Origin of the sequence: Paenibacillus sp. FSL H7-0940 (assembly GCF_037979415.1) — a bacterium.
In the GTDB taxonomy this organism is placed as follows: domain Bacteria; phylum Bacillota; class Bacilli; order Paenibacillales; family Paenibacillaceae; genus Paenibacillus; species Paenibacillus amylolyticus.
Genome location: NZ_CP150280.1, coordinates 4970763 through 4989540 on the forward strand (window position 1 = coordinate 4970763; position 18778 = coordinate 4989540).

The 18778-nt window shown below is 47.4% G+C and carries 17 protein-coding genes and 1 pseudogene; 3 read left to right on the forward strand and 15 right to left on the reverse strand.

The window, feature by feature from the left end; genetic code table 11:
• Positions 1 to 139: 139 nt before the first annotated feature.
• The 3 genes from nadE to MHB71_RS21855 form a co-directional block, all read right to left on the reverse strand.
• A complete protein-coding gene (nadE, locus tag MHB71_RS21845; protein ID WP_017690787.1) occupies positions 140 to 949 on the reverse strand; it encodes an ammonia-dependent NAD(+) synthetase in 810 nt (269 codons plus the stop codon).
• Positions 950 to 1088: 139 nt separating this feature from the next.
• Positions 1089 to 1523: a BrxA/BrxB family bacilliredoxin gene (locus MHB71_RS21850; protein WP_017690788.1), complete on the reverse strand. Its 435-nt coding sequence runs from the start codon at positions 1521 to 1523 to the stop codon at positions 1089 to 1091.
• A gap of 222 nt (positions 1524 to 1745) precedes the next feature.
• The gene (locus tag MHB71_RS21855) at positions 1746 to 3440 is read right to left on the reverse strand and encodes an ATP-binding protein (RefSeq protein WP_340027683.1); all 1695 of its coding nucleotides are present in this window, start codon (positions 3438 to 3440) and stop codon (positions 1746 to 1748) included.
• A 195-nt stretch (positions 3441 to 3635) separates the two neighbouring features.
• On the opposite strand from MHB71_RS21855, the gene MHB71_RS21860 reads away from it, so the two are divergent.
• Positions 3636 to 4904 (forward strand): NAD(P)/FAD-dependent oxidoreductase, encoded by a 1269-nt coding sequence (locus MHB71_RS21860; RefSeq protein ID WP_340027684.1) that lies wholly within the window; start codon positions 3636 to 3638, stop codon positions 4902 to 4904.
• Between the two features lie 325 nt (positions 4905 to 5229).
• On the opposite strand, the gene MHB71_RS21865 is transcribed toward MHB71_RS21860, so the two are convergent.
• The 8 genes and pseudogenes from MHB71_RS21865 to MHB71_RS21900 form a co-directional block, all read right to left on the reverse strand.
• Entirely contained in the window at positions 5230 to 5613 is a 384-nt protein-coding gene (locus tag MHB71_RS21865; RefSeq protein ID WP_053061432.1) for a hypothetical protein, read from the reverse strand.
• A gap of 112 nt (positions 5614 to 5725) precedes the next feature.
• Positions 5726 to 6973 carry an ABC transporter permease gene (locus MHB71_RS21870; protein ID WP_340027685.1) on the reverse strand — a complete coding sequence of 416 codons (1248 nt, stop codon included), beginning with the start codon at positions 6971 to 6973 and terminating at the stop codon, positions 5726 to 5728.
• Between the two features lie 21 nt (positions 6974 to 6994).
• Positions 6995 to 7726 carry an ABC transporter ATP-binding protein gene (locus tag MHB71_RS21875; protein WP_036614152.1) on the reverse strand — a complete coding sequence of 244 codons (732 nt, stop codon included), beginning with the start codon at positions 7724 to 7726 and terminating at the stop codon, positions 6995 to 6997.
• 290 nt (positions 7727 to 8016) lie between these two features.
• A pseudogene (locus MHB71_RS21880) lies at positions 8017 to 8358 on the reverse strand (type II toxin-antitoxin system death-on-curing family toxin).
• The gene (locus MHB71_RS21885) at positions 8355 to 8618 is read right to left on the reverse strand and encodes an AbrB family transcriptional regulator (RefSeq protein WP_339189944.1); all 264 of its coding nucleotides are present in this window, start codon (positions 8616 to 8618) and stop codon (positions 8355 to 8357) included. Before MHB71_RS21885 ends, MHB71_RS21880 begins: the two are co-directional and overlap by 4 nt.
• 151 nt (positions 8619 to 8769) lie before the next feature.
• The gene (locus tag MHB71_RS21890; RefSeq protein WP_340027686.1) at positions 8770 to 10323 is read right to left on the reverse strand and encodes a hypothetical protein; all 1554 of its coding nucleotides are present in this window, start codon (positions 10321 to 10323) and stop codon (positions 8770 to 8772) included.
• Between the two features lie 49 nt (positions 10324 to 10372).
• Positions 10373 to 11722, reverse strand: coding sequence for a hypothetical protein (locus MHB71_RS21895; RefSeq protein ID WP_340027687.1), 1350 nt, complete (start codon positions 11720 to 11722; stop codon positions 10373 to 10375).
• Positions 11723 to 11929: 207 nt separating this feature from the next.
• Positions 11930 to 13261, reverse strand: a complete 1332-nt coding sequence (locus MHB71_RS21900) for an MFS transporter (RefSeq protein WP_340027688.1) — start codon at positions 13259 to 13261, stop codon at positions 11930 to 11932.
• A gap of 348 nt (positions 13262 to 13609) precedes the next feature.
• Between MHB71_RS21900 and MHB71_RS21905 the strand changes: the two genes are divergently transcribed.
• Complete coding sequence (locus MHB71_RS21905) at positions 13610 to 14071, forward strand: MarR family transcriptional regulator (RefSeq protein ID WP_017690799.1); 462 nt, start codon at positions 13610 to 13612, stop codon at positions 14069 to 14071.
• Between the two features lie 424 nt (positions 14072 to 14495).
• On the opposite strand, the gene MHB71_RS21910 is transcribed toward MHB71_RS21905, so the two are convergent.
• From MHB71_RS21910 to MHB71_RS21920, 3 genes are all read right to left on the reverse strand, one after another.
• Positions 14496 to 16001 (reverse strand): MDR family MFS transporter, encoded by a 1506-nt coding sequence (locus MHB71_RS21910; protein ID WP_253509372.1) that lies wholly within the window; start codon positions 15999 to 16001, stop codon positions 14496 to 14498.
• A 47-nt stretch (positions 16002 to 16048) separates the two neighbouring features.
• Positions 16049 to 16621, reverse strand: coding sequence for a GNAT family protein (locus tag MHB71_RS21915; RefSeq protein ID WP_036614167.1), 573 nt, complete (start codon positions 16619 to 16621; stop codon positions 16049 to 16051).
• 199 nt (positions 16622 to 16820) lie between these two features.
• On the reverse strand, positions 16821 to 17117 hold the full coding sequence (locus MHB71_RS21920) for a hypothetical protein (protein WP_036614170.1): 297 nt from the start codon (positions 17115 to 17117) through the stop codon (positions 16821 to 16823).
• Positions 17118 to 17302: 185 nt separating this feature from the next.
• On the opposite strand from MHB71_RS21920, the gene MHB71_RS21925 reads away from it, so the two are divergent.
• Positions 17303 to 17800 (forward strand): GAF domain-containing protein, encoded by a 498-nt coding sequence (locus MHB71_RS21925; RefSeq protein ID WP_340027690.1) that lies wholly within the window; start codon positions 17303 to 17305, stop codon positions 17798 to 17800.
• Between the two features lie 151 nt (positions 17801 to 17951).
• Here the strand turns inward: MHB71_RS21925 and MHB71_RS21930 are convergent, their stop codons facing one another.
• Positions 17952 to 18764, reverse strand: coding sequence for a TipAS antibiotic-recognition domain-containing protein (locus tag MHB71_RS21930; RefSeq protein ID WP_340027692.1), 813 nt, complete (start codon positions 18762 to 18764; stop codon positions 17952 to 17954).
• Positions 18765 to 18778 lie beyond the last annotated feature (14 nt).

Below are 18778 nucleotides of genomic sequence, written 5' to 3' on the forward strand. Positions count from 1 at the left end.
CTGGATTTTTGTTTTTCCTCAATCCATACAAAAAAAGAGTCACTGCGTGAGCAGTGACTCTTTTTTTGTATCCCCTAAGAGGGAAAGCATTTCAATGTTGGTGTTAACAGCTTATAACGTTCATGCTCATCCACCCGTATTAGATACCTGGAATGGCATTGCGTTTGTGATGTGTGCGCGTATAGAACGCTTCGAGGCGCTCTTGTGCAGCCGGATCGATCTGTTTGCCTTCGAGATAGTCGCTGTTCGCTTCATACGAAATTCCCAGCTCATCTTCGTCCGTCTGACCTTCCCACAACCCTGCCGATGGTGCTTTGTCCAAAACAGCCTGTGGAACGTTCAGATATGCTGCCAACTGGCGTACCTGACGTTTGTTCAGGGTGCTCAGTGGTGTGATATCCACAGCGCCATCGCCCCATTTGGTATAGAAGCCCGTGATGGCTTCGGATGCATGATCCGTACCTACAACGAGCAGGTTCTCTTCAAACGAAAGCGCATATTGCATAACCATACGAGTTCTCGCTTTGACATTACCTTTGCCTTGATGAGTCATATGGCGTGGGCTGCCCAAGGATTTGAAACCTTGCTCCACTTCGAGTGCAATCTCGTTCACTGCATCTTCGATATTGGTTTCCACGACATGCTTCAGATCGTATGCTTTGGCTACAGCATAGCTGTGATCGATATCGGATTGTTCACCATAAGGTTGGAACACACCAAGCGTTTTGTACTCTTGGTTGTTCTCTTGCGTAAGCTCGTCCGTCGCTTTTTTGCAAAGCGCCGTAGCCACTGCACTGTCAATACCGCCGCTGATTGCAATCAGCAAACCCTTGGCACCCGCATTTTTCACATACGTCTTCAGAAAATCAACACGCTTGCGTACTTCCTCTTCTTCATTAATGCTTGGTTTAACCTTCAATTCAGCGATGATCTGTTGTTGCAAACTCATCGTTCACACACCCCGTTTCTAAATGAATGAAATTTGATGTCCAGCTTGAAAGGTCCGAATGGTTCAATAACCTTATCTATCCAAAATGAAACGCCCCGGCATCGGTGATCCGAAGGGCGGGGCGTTCTATTGGAGCGAATTAACGGCAGTAACGGTCAAATGCACTTTTGAGATCAGCCGCAATATCCTCTGCAGAACGGTCTTCCACTTGATGGCGCTCGATAAAGTGAACGAGTTCTCCGTCTTTCATCAGAGCGATGGACGGTGAAGATGGAGGATACGGTGCAAAGAATTCACGTGCTTTTGCAGTTGCTTCTTTGTCCTGACCAGCAAATACAGTGTACAGGTGATCCGGTGTAATATCGTGCTGAAGTGCTTGGGACACACCTGGGCGACATTGACCAGCGGCACATCCGCAGACAGAGTTAATGACAACCAGCGCTGTTCCTTTTGCATCCGGAAGACTTGCTTCCACTTCTTCAGGAGTACGCAACTCCTGGATTCCTAGACGAGTTAAATCATCCCGCATCGGTTGAACCATATCTTTCATGTATTGATCAAATGACATCGACATTCGGTTTCACTCCTTATAAATGGTTGTTCTATGATCTCGATAAAATTAAAGGCCAATAAACTCTCCAAAACAACGTTACATTCATATCGAACATTATGGATGTAATGATGTGCTATTCCTATTATACATCCATAAGCAATGAAAGCAAGATTCAGAAACCGCCTGCGGAGAGGCTTCTTCCATAATATTATGCCTCAATGTCTGGCAATATATGCTGAATGACTAACGTTCAAATGCCACTTTGAAGGTCGTGCCCTGGCCTTCCTCCGATTCCACAGTAATGGTTCCGTTATGTCGTTCCACAATACTCAGGCACATGGACAATCCAAGTCCGGTTCCCTTGGCTTTTGTCGTATAGAAAGGTTCAAACAGCTTTTCCTTCTTCACTCTGGGTAGACCAGGTCCTGTGTCACGTACACACAGTTCCACCTTATCATCCACAATCCGTGTCTCCAGCGTAAGCACGCCCTTCTCATTCATGGCTTCCATCCCGTTACGGGCCAGGTTCAACACCACCTGTTTGATTTCCTTAGAATTGAGATGCAGCTTTGGCACATTATGGGCCAACATGAGTTCAATACTCTGACCACGTAGGTTCGCATCCGCCCATAACAACGGACTGAGTTCATGTATGATATCGTGCAGCTGGGATTCTTCTTTCTCGGCAATACGATTCTGAGCCAAAGACAAGAAATCATTAATGATACTGTTGGCACGGTCCAGCTCTTCCAGAACGATCCGGTAATAGTGATCGAGGGAGTCAGGACTCTTTTCCTGCATAAGTTGAAGAAAGCCACGTACAACCGCCATTGGATTACGCACCTCATGCGTAATGCTTGCAGCCATCTGCCCCACCAGACTGAGACGATCCACATTATCCAGTTCACTTCGCAACATCTCAAGCTCCGTGATATCCTGAATGATCAGCATGGCTCCTGTAACTTCTCTCGCAGACTCTGTTGAAAAGGCATAAATCGGTACGGTTCGGGACTGAAATACATGTGCACCGTAACGAACGGTCAACCCACTAATCTCACCATGAACGACGGCTCTGCGAATGCTTTTATCCATCTTGTCCGCCTGACCTTGTTCAACAAATTGACTGGCAGGCTGTCCAATGAGATCAGGCGTGGAGGTACAAGGTAGCTGCTCCCTTGCCGTTTGCTCCATCATCTCATTGACAAACATCACTGTGCCTTGTTTATCTACGGTGGCAATGGAAAGAGGCACTGCGTTCAGAATCTGATGAAGTTTCTCCGTTTCGGCTATGTATCGGTGGTGGACTTCCGAGAGATGCTGCTCCAGCCCGCGATAGTGCTTCATCCGTTCCAGCCATAGCAGACTCAGACTGCCCGCAACAATGGCTCCAGCCGTATACCCAAGTGCTGTAAGTATCATGTAGGTCGCAGAGTAAATGGATTCATTCTGGAGGGATGCGATCCATAACAGACTCGTTACAACCAGTTCCATTGTAATCAGGATGATGAGGATCGCCATTTTGCGTGAAGGTGTATTATGCTTGAATCGTTTGGCAGACAACCATACAATAGGATAGAGAAGAATGCCCGTATGAAGGAGAAATCCGTACAGATCATAGGGATGCGCAAAAAGAAAATAGAAGAGAATATGTAGAATGGACAGCGTTACGCCTATAGCGGACTTACAATACAAAATAACAAGTATCACAGGTACGATGCTTAATGATATGGGTACGGCCACCGGGCTTGCATAGAGCGCGAACAGCAGACACAATAACATGCTCGCGACACTTGTCACAGCAAAACTGGTATGAACGGTTCCGGCATGTTCCATTCTGGCAATAGCCCGCTTGGAGAGTACCAGACGGAATAAGGGAATCAGAAATACCGCCGACCCTGCCAGCAGTACTTGTAAAAGCATGTCCTTTAACGCAACCACAATGCCATCTCCTCCTCTGCCTGCACATTCCCTCATGTATTTCTGATTAAAACATAGGCGACAGTATATTACAATATATCCCTTAAGACTGCACAATAGAACTGCTCATAACTCCATTATATTTCAGAAAAAGCCAGGAGTAGACACATTTTACGTAAAACAGACAAAATCAATGAAAAAAGAGGGTAATAACATATGTATGATGTCATTGTAATTGGTGGTGGATCTGCGGGCCTGATGGCTTGCGTTGCTGCTGCCGAGCATGGAGCCTCCGTGCTTCTGCTGGATAAGGGAGATCAACTGGGTCGTAAACTCGGTATCTCTGGCGGAGGTCGATGCAATGTAACCAATGCCAAGGAAACGGATGAACTCATCCGGCATATTCCGGGTAATGGACGCTTTTTATATAGTTCGTTTCAAAATTTGGACAACCAGGGAATCATGCGTTTCTTCGAGAATCTCGGAATTGCCCTGAAAGAAGAAGACAACGGCAGAATGTTCCCTGTAACCGATAAAGCGAAAACAGTTGTGGATGCGCTGGTAGGCAAAATTGTCGCCCTCGGCGTTGAGATTCGCACCAAAGAACCGGTCAAAGAAATTATTCAGAACAGTCAGCAGATACAGGGTGTTAAATTGATATCCGGTAAAACCATTCTTGGGCGCTCTGTCATCATCGCTACCGGCGGCAAATCCGTACCCCAAACCGGATCAACCGGAGACGGTTATCCCTGGGCTGAGGCTGCGGGCCACACGATAACGGAGTTATATCCGACCGAAGTGCCCATTGTGTCTGGAGAGAGTTGGATTCAGTCCAAAGAACTGCAAGGTTTGTCTTTGAGGGATATCGCCCTATCCGTAGTGGATGCCAAAGGAAAAACGGTCATCTCCCATCGCGGAGATATGATCTTCACGCATTTTGGCGTGTCAGGACCGGTTGCACTGCGCTGCAGCCAATTTATCCGCAAGGTTCAGATGAAGTCTGGAAACCCACAGGTCATTATGAGCATTGATCTGTTCCCGGAGCTGTCCCCAGGTGCCTTGGAAGCACAGGTGCAACAGGTATTGGAACAAGAGTCCCGCAAGGCTGTCAAAAACATTTTAAAAACATGGGTTCCTGAACGTATGATTCCCTTAATGATGAAACGGGCAGAGATCAGCGATGACCTCACGTTCCACCATTTCCCCAAAGGTATGTTAAGCAACTTGTGTGGGCTAATGAAAGCTTTTACCTTCCGTGCAGACGGAACGAGATCGCTTAAAGAAGCCTTTGTTACTGGGGGGGGAATCCACTTAAAGGAGATATACCCAAAAACAATGGAATCCAAGCTGCTGCCTGGACTATTCTTTTGCGGTGAAGTTTTGGATATTCACGGCTACACCGGAGGGTATAATATCACCGCTGCATTCTCCACAGGATACACGGCTGGCATGCATGCGGCTGAATATAAACACGTTACATCATAATAGAGGTTGTTCAAAAAGTCCGCTTTTGATTACGAATCATGCCTAATGGCATCATCAGCATCGAATATGAAATTCAGCCGAAATGTCCGTTGCTCACGTAGTTTTCCTACGCTCCGCTACTCCATTTCTATCTTCATTCCATCTTCTCGGTACTGAAAACCGAACCTTTTGAACTCTCACTACTAGGTATTACACCTTTTAACCCGATAATGAATTAGCTCAGATGCCAAAAACCCCGATATCCACTATTGTGGACGATCGGGGTTTTTGGGCATTGTTCCATGTTAGAAAAATTGGCTCCAACTGCTCTTAGCTTGTGATGCTTCTATGCTTTCACACTGCCTGAAAATCCATCAGCCGAATCATCGTATGTTGGGTCATCGCTATAGTTATGTCTGCCTTGCTCCGTCTGGCTTCCTTGGTTTTGGCTCGCATAACCCTCATGCCAGTCTTCATTCACGAGATGAGCCGGAATCGATATATTCTGAAACTGATCCAGCTCTTCCGTTTGTGAGGCAAATACGGCACTTCCTCCATGAGATTGTACAATCTCTACGGCAGACTGAGGATCTTGGCGATCTGTGGGGATGTACAGTTCCAGCGGGCCGGACTGATACGGCTTATATCCCAATTCCTCCAAGGTTGCCCTGGCGGCATTCAACGCTGAATCGTCTGAAAAGTGCACCTGTAGTTCGCTATTATCCATCATCGTCTCTTCCTCCTTGCTACAGCTAATCTCTCATCATCCATAGATGAGATTCTTCTTCTATAGCATGGGCAGATATAGCGCACGATATGCTCCGAATTAGAAAGGAATTCCTTTAGGCCCGGGTCAGCCGGACCCAGCCGGCAATAGATAAGACACAGAGTCCAAAAGCCACCGCACCTACAGCTGTCAGAATACCGACGACCCAGCCGAGCCAGGCCAATCCCAGCGTGAATCCCATAAGAATACCAATCGGGATGAACAACATCCGAACCATCATTGAACCTGCAAGATGCAGCGCCTCCGTGTCATACGTTATAAGCTGAACATAGTCGGACGTGGCAAAAACATCCCAGGAACGATAAAACATCACCGTCAACATGATGATTAATAACGCACACACAATGACATTGACCGGAAAAGGTGGTAATGCAACTGCTGCGATGGATAGTCCGCCAAGCTGCAGATACAATTTCATCGTGGCCGAGTTTCGGAAAAATGCCTTGAATGCAATCTCCGCTGTCCGATTCGCGATGGAACGATTACGTAACAGTTTACGCGGTTTACGGAAGATGATGGACCGTGTTCGTGGGGCTTTCGGCTTGCTCACCGCCCGGCTTAACATTAGAGCTGTAAGCTGCAGCCTGCTCCGCAGATCCTCCCGCACATCCCCTTCAAACGTTCCCTTCATCAATAGCCTCATCTGTCCAACTGTAATTAGAAGAAGCATGATAATTACGATTCCAAAACTGATTTTCCACGTCTGTCCATGCATCCATGATGTCGCATGAATGGTCATGTAACCTATGCCAATGACGAGAGGGATCATCTGAATCCAGCGTCGCCATCCAGTATGTCGAACCTTCGTCATATGTAGTGTTATGGCTTGGAATGAAGCTACCGCACCAAACCAGACAGCCATAAGTGCAATCTGGAGATTCGACATCTCATAGACACGGGACCACAGGGGTGCGGTCAGCGCTGTAATCAGGATCATTTTGCCCAGATGTTGCAGACAGGACCGGTAGAGCCCTTGCCTCATTAGTGTTCGCATCCACAACGGTCTTGATTTCAAAAACAATACATCCGCTTCCTCCACAAATATCAACACACCACCGGTAAGCATAACCACGTCGATCAGCCCAGTCAGTACGGGGAGCGGTAATCCTGTCGCCCATGCAGGCAGCGGTTTGGTCCACAGACTCGTGTACCATCCAATCAGATAGAGCAGACCCGGAACAAGCAGGTATACCCACACTGTCCAATCCACGACGAGTCTGAGATTTTTCATCTGTTCCTTGAAATGCTCTTTGCGTCTTCGTCTGTATAAACGAAGTGGGGTATAACACTGGGAAGTTTCCATTCTCTCTCACCCTCTCTCTATCTAAGACGTCAGTACATCAAAACAGTCAAACAAAGAGGCTTCCGGCAATCCTGCCACTTCACGGATCTCATCCAATGTTCCCTCGGCAGCAGATCTGCCCGAAGCAATCAGAATAAACCGGTCGCAGATTCGTTCAGCGGTATCCAGTACATGCGTAGACATAAGCACACCCGCGCCGCGGCGACGTTCATCATCAAGTAATTTTAGAAAATCCTTGGTTGCACGAGGGTCCAGTCCGATGAACGGCTCGTCCACAATATAAATATCCGGCGAAGACAGAAATCCGATCATCAACATCATTTTCTGCCGCATGCCCTTTGAGAAACTGGCTGGAAGATCATTCCGAACGTGGTCCATACCGAAACGAACCAACAGTTCCTCCGCTCGGGCAACAAAAGCTTCTTCCTCCATTTCATACGCCGCTGCGGCCAGATCAAGATGTTCCCATAGGGTCATATATTCATAAAAAACCGGTTGCTCCGGGATATAGGCATAACGACCATCTCCCCCAATCGTCACTTCATAGTTCGCATGTTCCAGCAGACCAAGAAGCGTTTTGATTGTGGTACTTTTGCCCGCACCATTTGGTCCGATAATCCCTACCAGCTCTCCTCGCGCCACATTCATTCGAATATTGCGTATGGTCGATTGTCCCGGCTCGTATCCTGCCTCTGTAATATGTACGTCCAATATGGACTCCTGTATAGTTGTACCTTCATGCTCTATCTTCATATCGAACACTCCTGTTCTGATTCGGGCTTGAACTAAAGACTATTTACACTTGCCACTCCGATGACAGAACAACCTTCCGATCACTGTTATCCCCCGATTTTTTGAATCAATATCACAAATGTTAAAATCGGGGGATAAAGGCGAACGCTTCGCTTCTTCAGGTTCTTTCTGTCCTCTACGTTATCGTGTAAATATATATTTCGGGATGCGTGTTTGATTATTTGAACGTTGTTCTTTTCTTAAAAAAATAAAGCAATAAATCATAGTAATGAATGACTTATTGCTTACTATTATATTTCATTTTCAGTAACACAGTGTGTACGAATAATTGAGACTAGTTGTTCAAATGTGAACTTGTGGTTCACCATATCAACAGTAAAGTCCTCAGCAAAAGTTTGATCCATCTTAAGATACACATTGTTATAACGTAGAAAGATTACCAATGCGGTAAAAGCCGTTCTTTTATTAGCATTATGAAAAGGATGGTTTTGACCCAAAGATTGAAAGATCGCAGCAGATTCAAGCAGACCAGAATCTTTAACTCCAATCTGCTCTCCAGGACTGTAACGCTAAATCATAGCGACGTTGATCGCAATAACCTCTTGAATACTCAAATACCGGATCATGCTCATCTATCCTTGAGACCTTTCAAGGTTTGATCATATTCACCCATCACATCAGCCAATGTATCCATAAAATCACTACTGATTCCGTTAGGCAAATTAACTTTTGTAGCCTTTTTAATAATAATCTCCCCGTTAGACTGATTTACCTCGATTTGAACCATATCGCCTTGCTCCAGACCAATTTGTTTGAAGGCATCTGGCATTGTTAATCCAAGACTATTACCGAATTTCGTTACTTTTCGTTCCATCTTACTCACCCTATTCATTCATTACTACCTCTAGTAATACTATTTAATTGTTATAACAATTATAGTGGAACTTTTATCAATTTGTATATTATTTCGAATTTTGAAATGCAAAAAAAGAAGCAGGGGTTCCGGAGCCCCTACTTCTTCATATTACAGTGAAAATCTCATATTACCGATTTGTCTCCACCATAGATGTAGTTGCACTCTCTGCATCCGCATCCACGTTCAGATCCAGTGCTCCGCGGCTTTCGCTCGCATAGCTGCTGTTCACGTTACGCTCGCTGTCTTTCACGCTGTTGTTGCGTTCAGATTGAGTCCAAGTCGCACTCTCTCCTTCTGCATTCGCGTTCAGACCCAGATCCAGCGCTCCACGGCTTTCGCTCGCAGTGCTACTGTTTACGTTACGCTCACGGTCATTCACGCTATTGTTGCGTTCGGATTGAGTCATCGTTGCACCCTCTCCTTCTGCTTTCGCGTTCAGACCCAGATCTAGTGCTCCACGGCTTTCACTCGCATAGCTACTGTTCGTGTTACGCTCGCCGTCTTTCACGCTGTTAGTGCGTTCAGATTGAGCCATCGTTGCACTCTCTCCTCCTGCTTTTGCGTTGAGACCTAGATCCAGTGCTCCACGGCTTTCGCTCGCATAGCTACTGTTCGTGTTACGCTCGCCGTCTTTCACGCTGTTAGTGCGTTCAGATTGAGCCATCGTTGCACTCTCTCCTTCTGCTTTTGCGTTAAGACCTAGATCCAGTGCTCCACGGCTTTCACTCGCAGTGCTACTGTTTACGTTACGCTCACGGTCATTCACGTAACTGTTGCGTTCGGATTGAGCCATCGTTGCACTCTCTCCTTCGGCATTCACGTTCAGACCGAGACCCAGCGCTCCACGACTTTCGCTCGCATAGCTGCTGTTAGTGTTACGCTCGCTGTCTTTCACGCTGCTGTTGCGTTCGGATTGAGCCATTGTTGCACTCTCTCCTTCAGCTTTTGCGTTCAGACCCAGATCCAGCGCTCCACGGCTTTCGCTCGCATAGCTACTGTTCACATTACGCTCGCCGTCTTTCACGCTGTTATTGCGTTCGGATTGAGTCATCGTTGCACTCTCTCCTTCGACTTTTGCATTCAGACCGAGATCCAGTGCGCCACGGCTTTCACTCGCATAGCTACTGTTCGTGTTACGCTCGCCGTCTTTCACGCTGTTATTGCGTTCGGATTGAGCCATTGTTGCACTCTCGCCTTCCGCATTCACGTTCAGACCGAGATTTAGCGCTCCACGGCTTTCACTCGCATAGCTGCTGTTTACTTTCCGATCATCGCCGCCTCTTGAATAGTCGCTCATCGTTGTACCTTCTCCCGACACATTGGCATTCAGGCCAAGGCCCAGCTTGCCAGAACTGCTACGCTCAACTGTGTGGTCGGAAGAACGATCATTGTAACGGTTCATACTCTCGGAAGATAAGCCGGCGTTAAGGCCAAGATCCAGATTCAATGCTCCAGTTGCACTGGATGAACCTCCGTAGCCACCATGGTTACCGTAACCTGTGTCACGGTGTCCTGACAGAAGAGATCCAAGTTCCAGGCGCAAACCTGCATTTAGATCCAGATTACCACTGCTGTTATTGCTATAGCTATCGGCATAAGTTGCCTGCGAAGCTCCCAGCAATCCAGCTACCAACGTACCCGACAATACCGACAATTTTACCCAACGATTCACTTTTTTCATGATTATATACACTCCTTCTCAATTTTGGTTGAATTAACGCCATTGTTGCCTATGAGAAAGAGGTATATTGCGGCGGCCGCCCAGGTGGTGCCTGTGACCATTGACTGAACCCATCGAGCCGTTCCATTCGGAAGGCAAAATCGTAATCTGGCGTAACCAGACCTGTTGCTGCTCCCGGAAGTGCAGCGGCTGGAGCGGTTGCTCCACCTCCAGTTACACCGGACGAACCGGAGTTTGTCCCTGCGGAAGCATTAGCTGCTCCGGGAGAAGTTGCTGCAACAGACCAACTTGTTGGTCGTTCTGTGCGAGGTTGCAATGGAGATGTTGAATCAGCATTATCTTGTTTCAGATCGGCTTCCTTGTTACTCTGCACTTGTTCAGTGACAGCTGGTTTAGCAGTTATCTGATCTACGAGGAATAACTCGTTATCAGGCAAACCTGCATTAACATCGGAATCCTGCGTCAGATCGGTTCCTTCCATAGGCAATGGTTGCGGGACAACAGGTTGTTCTGGACGTACTTCTGATTCCGGGGTGACTTCAATCACTTTCCCCGTAACCTGTACTGCGTCCTGTCCTTCCTCGTTGTTTTGAGTTGAAACAGGATCTGCGAGTGCACTCGTATTGGAAGTTTCACCATTCGGTGTTTTGACGACCGCCGGTTGTTCCCGAGTGACTACAGTCCGTTCCGGCTTCACACTTGGAATCTCCACCTTTTCCTGATCAGGATTGAGTTCAGCGGATACGTCTACAACTGGAACTTCTGCTTTCACAGATGGCAGCTGGACATTTCCCTTACTCAGATCCACACGGGATGAGGAGATATTGACGGAAGTAACTTCAGGTACATCCACCTTCACGGAAGGCAATTCAACCTTACCCTGCCGAAGGTCTGTTTTCACAGCAGACGTCTCTGCTTTGATAACCTCCGGTACCTCTGCAGTAACGCCAGGCAAGGAAGCTGTACCATCGTTCAGGTTCACCTGACTGCTTGATACATCGGCTTTGATCACCGGTGTATCCGCCTGTACAGACGGCAGTTCGACGGTTCCCTTCTTCGCATCAATCCCAATCTCTGATGTTCCGGCCGATCCAAGCGGTGTATCTACTTTCAGCTCAGATACACTCAGCTTACCTGTCGATTCATTCGCTTTGATCGACGGAACTTCAACATCCAGCAGTGGTGTGGATACCGATACTGACGGAGTCAGGTTCAACCCGCCATCCGAATCACGTGAAAACAAACTGAGCGACAATCCGCTGGAAGGTTTTTCAGAAGATACCTGAGCCTCGTCTGCGTATACATGTGACGATCCAAACCCCAGCATCAAAGTCCCGGCAAGTATTGCCAGTGGTATGCTTCCAAGACGCACAATCGATTTTGGTAACTTTACATTCAAGTTGCTTCACCCCCTTTCCGCTAATGCGTTGGTGGGACAAGGCATATGAGTTTTCCCCTAGGAATAATTAGAATACAGGGATTTCTGCCTGTTCCTCATTAAACGTGAAGGCGTTTACTCAAACGCTTTCCGATCATAAACTTAAAATTTGAAGTAAATTCAAATCTTCATTTTAACTGTTCTAACCTGAGCAGATCCGGCCTGTTTTCAGTCACCTGCAATCATGGTCTTGGCTGCAATGGAGCCATTCAGATCGGCTTTTTCCCCGCTACGTTTCATCAAATAAATCAACCCAAGCAGGGTCAGCAAAATGCCTGAACAGACAAAAGCCGGCACTACACCAAATGAGGTGACCATAAATCCGCCTACCACCGGGCCCATAATATTACTGGCTGTCATCACGCTGCCTACCGTTCCAAATACCCTGCCTGTCATCGCCTCAGGTGTCTGTTCCTGCAACAGGATCTGAAAGGGGACAATTGCAAACCCAATTCCGACACCTGCCAGGGCAAAGAGGGATACTAACAACAGATTGGCACCTAGCCCGGCGTGTGGCCAAATCCCAACAATAACTCCGGCTCCGCCGATAACCAGACCCATGAGTGTGGTACCCAGACCCATTTTCAAAACATGCCCTGCATGCTTCCACTTCCGTACACTCATCGCTGCAATTAATGTACCTGCGCCACTTGCTGCCACGCACCATCCCAGCAGATCAGTTGAAATTCCGGGAAGTTGTCTGAATAACACCACAGTCTGTGAATCGGCAAATTGCAGAAAAAGTATGGCTGAAGCAAGCAAGATCAGAGACGTTCCTACATGAGGGAGAGATGCGAGCATGCGGATACCCTCAAGTGTTTCTTTCCAAAAAGAGTCTTTTGGGAGGTTGCGAACATCCCCAGCTGGCTCTTCCTCTACTTCTGTTACGTTATGAATTGCGGTTTGGATCACCCGAGTTCCAGGAATCCACAATAAAATGATGCCGGAGATCAGAAAAGACGCTGAATCGAGAACAAAACACCAGGTAATGCCAAAAGCGGCTACCAGCAGTCCACCAAGCGCTGGACCAATAATTTTGGACATCTGTTCGATCACCGAGCTGATGGATACAGCTTGCGCAAGTTGTTCGCGGGGTACAATTTCCTTCAGCTTTCCGTTTTTGGCCGGAGAGAAGATTACATCAAACAGGGATTTGAGGACAAGCAGTATGTAGACGTGCCAGATCTGGTCAGCAAAAATTAACGCACCCACGATGATAATCCGTGCACCATCGGCTACAATCATCAGCCATTTTCGGTTCAGGCGATCTGCAAGTGTGCCTGCGAATGGCCCTGTCAACAGAATGGGTAGTGCTGCGGAAAGTGTGACAAATGTAATCTCCCATGGCGTTGCATTCCAGCGGATACCCACGAGGGTCAGAATTGCGAGCAGATGCAGCCAATCACCAAGATTGGAAATGCCCTGTGCCACCATCAATGTTACAAAAGATCGGTTATTCTTCAGCGGTCGTTGTCCTTCAAACGTTAAATCACTTGTCATCCTTCTTATCCTCCATTATATTCCAATTCATAGTATGAACTCATTATATAGAGCAGCCCTTGACTCGACCTCCTGCCAGAGGCGGAGAAAAAGCGACATCTGAAGGATGATTTTTTCAGCATGATGAATGATCAAATTTTAAATGCTAAAAATGCAAATCTTGTGACATATCGCATGTTTTTCGTAGAGATAGAAGTTTACAATTAAACCATGGCGACAACCTGAATCGTCAAACATAAATAATCAACTCATATAAGTTGAAATACTCTTTTACATGAACAGCATAACGGAGAGGACCCCTCTTCATCATTTCAACTTATAAAACTAATCTGAAAAGGCGGGATCAGCATGCTGGAATTACAAGAAATCGGAACCGAACGTTCACTTCATCTGTACCGCACCTTGGCCCAGACATTCAAGAGCGTGAATGAACACGCTGTATCCGGAAGCAAAGTGCATGGCTTCAACCCCACCGCATACGGGGTGCTCGAAGTGTTATATATGAAAGGAGCTCAGCCGATTCAACAGGTTGGCGCACAACTTCTGCTGCAAAGTGGTAATGTGACCTATGTGATCGATAAGCTGGAGCAAAAAGGATTGTTACACCGCAAACATTGTCCGCAAGACAGACGTATCATCTTTGTGGAACTGACCGAAGAAGGACAGCGCACCATGGATGACATCTATCCAGGCTATGCGTTGAAGATTGATCGGGCGGTAAGTGGACTAAGTGAGGAAGACAAGGAATTGCTGTCCGAACTCTTGGGAAGGCTTGCACATTCCGCAGACCGTTTATCAGCGAGCAGCTAGAGCGTATCTTCAAACCTGTCGAAAGCCGGAGCGGGAACGCTAACGAACCTGTGACGTCTTATTCAGGGGTTTGAAGCGCTTGCAGCATTTTAAGGAATCTGACACACGCTATCTTTGAATAAACAGCCGTTTACAACGTGTTTTTCAGGTGATTTCGGGAAATAACGTGTCTCATGTTCCTTACAATTTAAAAAGAGGAGCAGAAGGTCAAATAAGACGTCCTCCGTTCCTTAGAAATTCGTCTGGACAATTCACCAGGATCAGCCAGCCTGTACTTCAAAATGCTTTTGGCCCAGACACCCCCAACATATCACTTGCCTGAGTTTGAAGATGTAATCTAGTCCACTGCACGTGTGCCATCAACAAAAATAACCGGATTTGCCTGACATCGGCGAATCCGGTTTTTCGTATACATATCTTCTTTTTACTTTGAGCCTTGTGGCTGCGTTGGAGCATCTGCATCTTCGGGTACAATTAAACGTTTGCGTAAAGCCAGCGTCGTTACCCACGACACCAATGCAATGACAAACATAATCACAAATAGGGAATGCAAGCTTCCTTCCAAAACGTTACGCAGCAGCGCCCATTTGTCATCCGATAGGGCAGCATCCGTATGTGGAGCGAGCAGTTCGTTCAGATCACTCTCGGAAATTCCCGCCTCCGCCAGATTCTGTTCACTAGATAACGTAGAGATCCGATAGTTCAACCACGTGCCAAAAGCCGCTGCACCAATCGTCTGTCCCAACGTACGCATGAACGTGTGCAGTGCCGTAGAGGAGCCACGCTCCTTATACCCTACAGAAGACTGCGCAATAATGGTGAAGATCGTAAACGCAAATCCGAAACCGAGACCATAAATAAAGGTCAATACAAATAGCACAGCCTGCGGGGATGTCCCGCCAACCAGAAAGAGTCCACCCGATCCAATCGCAATACCGGTTAACCCAATCAATGCGGTCATACGTGATCCAATTTTCATTAACAGACGGCCTGCCATCACACTACCAATGAGCCAACCCACCGACATCGGTGCGAGCAGCAGCCCGGATTCCGTCGCATTACCTCCCCGAACCCCCTGCACCCAGAGCGGCAAATAACTGGTCAGGCCGATCATCAAAGTACTGGTCAGCAGTCCGGCTATATTCGCCACACGGATGTCCCGAATTCGGAACAAATGTAGTGGAACCATAGGGGCCTGAGCTCTTTTTTCCACCACGAAAAATAAAATAATAAACAGAGCGGCGACCACACTCAGCACAACAATCAACGGAGAACTCCAGGCATAATATTGCCCACCCGCCGACAGGACAAATAGCAATGCGGTAATGCCCACCGTAAAGGTCAGCGCACCAACATAGTCAATTTTGGCTGTACGCGGCGAGATATCTTCCTTCAGATAACGAAATACAAACCACATTGCAAGCAGACCAAATGGCACATTAAAACCAAAGATCCACTGCCAGCCGAGATTATCTACAAAATAACCACCAAGCAGCGGTCCAGCCAGAGAGGAAATACCCCACACGGAGCTAATCCAGCCCTGGATTTTGCCACGTTCTTCAATGGCGTAGATGTCCCCAATAATCGTAAATGTAACAGGAACTACCGCACCCGCACCAATTCCCTGTATAGCACGGAAAATAATTAATTGCTCCATGTTCTGCGACAGACAGCACAAGAGTGAACCCAGTAAAAATAAGGCACAGCCAATCAGAAATACAGGCTTTCGTCCATACAGGTCACTGATTTTACCGAAAATGGGCGTACTCACAGCCATCGTCAACAGGTATGCCGTGAAAATCCAGCTCAGCAGCTGTACACTCCCCAGCTCACTGACAATGGTCGGCCCTGCCGGACCAATTACGGTGCCTTCAATTGCTGACAGAAATGTCGCGAGCAACAGCCCCGTCAAGATGAAACTGCGCTTCAAACCTCCAGTTGCATTCACACAAACCCTTCTCTCTTCGTTTCTCTCTTTTATTTACCTCGCTTGCGAAGAAATTCATCATACAGCATGGAATACATCACCATATCCTTATATCCGGTGGATGTATGCTGCACCTGTCGCAGCAATCCTTCACGCGTGAAGCCGCGGTTCGTCAGGAACTCGCCAGACGCCAGATTACGCGGATCAACCAGCGCTTCAATTCGATTAAGACCCATGGTCTCATACCCAAAGGGCAGCAACGCCGAGAAAGCCTCCGTCATATAACCATGGCGCCAATAATCACGTCCCAGCTCATAACCGATCTCACCCCGGAATGCGCCTTCAAGCTGCCATGTATTGAATCCACAGCTGCCGATGAGCTTGCCTGTTTCTTTGAGTTCGATCCCCCACCGGATCGCATCCTCTTCCCCTGCCATTTGGTTGAGCAGTCCAATCATGTCCGCCGCTTCGCTTGTCCCAATCATGGGTGCAAGATTCATGTAACGGGTCACCTCGCGATCTGACCAGCATGCGAACATCTGGGCCGCATCCCGCCGACGCATTTTACGCAGACGAAGCCGCGCAGTCTCCATTTCGGGAATTCTTCCTTTGCATTTATACATATAAAGACACTCCGATCCGATCTATCTCCGCAGACCATAATATTCACTAGTCATCTAATCATAACCTGCGCCGAATGGCAACTGTTCAGTCATGCACACACGTCAAAAAACCGGGCCAATTTCGCTCCCGGTCTTGTTGTACGTATGGAACAATTCAAGTTTGAGTGAATTACGGAATCATGGCTTGTCCTAATGAATTTTAAGCTTTGGACGTTTTCTTGCCCTTTCCCAGTAATTCATCGCTAACCCGGCCAAACACAGCCGTGATTTCCTTGAATTCTTCGATGCCAGTCCCGGTCAAGCTCCATTGGTCCCCGTGGGCGGTCAGGAAGTTCTCCTGTGTCAGGTGTTCAAGCTCCTGCTTGATCTCCCGCTCTCCAACGCGATATCCCCGTTCTTCCAATAGGGGCAGTGCCTCGCTAACGTTCAAATCCTGATTTTGCGCGAAATATAGTAGATGAATCCGTACAAAAAGATTCTGTACCTCTGCATGCATAAGCCAAGCTCCTTCCCGGGTTATAGCCCTCCGTGGTTGCTAAGTAATTACCCCACGTAAGAAGCTGAGAAACAGGAGGATTCTTCAGGTATTCCCTTCCCTTTCCGAAATCCTCCGCTTGACTAACCGCATCCTCTGCACTATCTTGAAAATAAGTACCATTTTGCTCGGGAGGGTGATTTACCATGTTTCAAGCTGTTTCCTATGAAGGAACACGAAGTGAGCAGCACACCGCCGTCCTGGGACAGTTAAGTGCTCTGATCCGCGATGAACCTAGTGCGATTGCCAATCTGGCGAACGCTGCTGCGCTGCTCAATGTATTTATGACCGACACCAATTGGGTCGGCTTCTATCTGTATGATGGAAAAGAATTGGTCCTCGGGCCATTCCAAGGACTGCCTGCCTGTATCCGAATTCCATTGGGACGTGGTGTATGCGGCACATCTGCTGCGGAAAAACGTACCCTGGTCGTTGATGATGTTCATGCCTTCCCAGGCCACATTGCCTGTGATGCAGCATCGAACAGTGAGATTGTCGTACCTATTATCAGAAACGGCGAACTGTACGGGGTGCTGGATATCGACAGCCCGATCAAAAACCGTTTTGACGACGAAGACCGCGTCTTCCTGGAGAAAGCCGTAAGCCTGCTCACAGAGCAGCTGGAAGCAACCATACCCCTTTAGGAAATGATGAATAAGGTGATCGGAGTCTCATCACACACGATGATGAAGAACCCGTAATAACAAAGAGCGCAGTCCTCTCAGAGGTCTGCGCTCTTTGTTATCCATTATGATTCACACCCATGTTCTTGCTCGCCCATGTTACTTTATGCATCTAGGATAAATCATGTTCCGCTTTAACCATCATCCCATCCCGCAGGAATTCAGCCAGCCTTGGGTGGTAACCATCATACATCTGACGGAAATTTTTATGCTCTACATACAGATTGGCCAAATCCCGATAGATCTCAGCGGTGGGTGTATAATAACCTTTGATCCATTCAAGATGCCTGCCAATAATCTGTTGTACTTTTGCACTACCGGGCTCCAATCCGTCCTCAATGGCCTGTTGCAAGTCCAGATGAACTTGATCAATTTTCGCTTGGGAATCCAGATAATCTTCTTTTGACTTCATCTCCTGATTTTCAGGTAATGTGGATGAATTGGAAGATTGGATGTCAGACCTCTGAGCACCGTCTGTCTGCACATGGTTCATATCATTAGTGACTACAGCTTCAGAACCCGATTCATTCAGCAACTGGTGACGCCCCTTATTTACAAAACCGATATAAAGATCATGTTCATCAATTTCCTGTTCACCTTGCAAATGAGAGATCGTTTTGTCCAGTGTCTGAATCAATCCATGCAGACGGAGTGCCTTCTCCAGAATATCAATGCGATGCTGCTTCATGATGCGTATGACATCCTGAGGATTATCCCGGAGCATCGGGGCAATCTCATTCTCCTTCATACCTACTTCCTTACAGAAAAGGATTTGCTGGAGTCTCAGCAATTCCTGCTTTTCATAATAGATGTCCTCATCTATATCCCCAAAAGCCGGATTCAGAAGACCTGTCTCCGCATACTGGCTCAGTTCGTTCAGACTTACGCCTGACATTCCCGATACGTCAACCATGGAATATGCCATTTGAATACACCTCC

Coding starts and splice junctions, on each gene's coding strand:
- nadE (WP_017690787.1), bottom strand. CDS start 949: ATGAGTTTGCAACAACAGATCATCGCTGAATTGAAGGTTAAACCAAGC.
- MHB71_RS21850 (WP_017690788.1), bottom strand. CDS start 1,523: ATGTCGATGTCATTTGATCAATACATGAAAGATATGGTTCAACCGATG.
- MHB71_RS21860 (WP_340027684.1), top strand. CDS start 3,636: ATGTATGATGTCATTGTAATTGGTGGTGGATCTGCGGGCCTGATGGCT.
- MHB71_RS21865 (WP_053061432.1), bottom strand. CDS start 5,613: ATGATGGATAATAGCGAACTACAGGTGCACTTTTCAGACGATTCAGCG.
- MHB71_RS21870 (WP_340027685.1), bottom strand. CDS start 6,973: ATGGAAACTTCCCAGTGTTATACCCCACTTCGTTTATACAGACGAAGA.
- MHB71_RS21875 (WP_036614152.1), bottom strand. CDS start 7,726: ATGAAGATAGAGCATGAAGGTACAACTATACAGGAGTCCATATTGGAC.
- MHB71_RS21885 (WP_339189944.1), bottom strand. CDS start 8,618: ATGAATAGGGTGAGTAAGATGGAACGAAAAGTAACGAAATTCGGTAAT.
- MHB71_RS21890 (WP_340027686.1), bottom strand. CDS start 10,323: ATGAAAAAAGTGAATCGTTGGGTAAAATTGTCGGTATTGTCGGGTACG.
- MHB71_RS21900 (WP_340027688.1), bottom strand. CDS start 13,261: ATGACAAGTGATTTAACGTTTGAAGGACAACGACCGCTGAAGAATAAC.
- MHB71_RS21905 (WP_017690799.1), top strand. CDS start 13,610: ATGCTGGAATTACAAGAAATCGGAACCGAACGTTCACTTCATCTGTAC.
- MHB71_RS21915 (WP_036614167.1), bottom strand. CDS start 16,621: ATGTATAAATGCAAAGGAAGAATTCCCGAAATGGAGACTGCGCGGCTT.
- MHB71_RS21920 (WP_036614170.1), bottom strand. CDS start 17,117: ATGCATGCAGAGGTACAGAATCTTTTTGTACGGATTCATCTACTATAT.
- MHB71_RS21925 (WP_340027690.1), top strand. CDS start 17,303: ATGTTTCAAGCTGTTTCCTATGAAGGAACACGAAGTGAGCAGCACACC.
- MHB71_RS21930 (WP_340027692.1), bottom strand. CDS start 18,764: ATGGCATATTCCATGGTTGACGTATCGGGAATGTCAGGCGTAAGTCTG.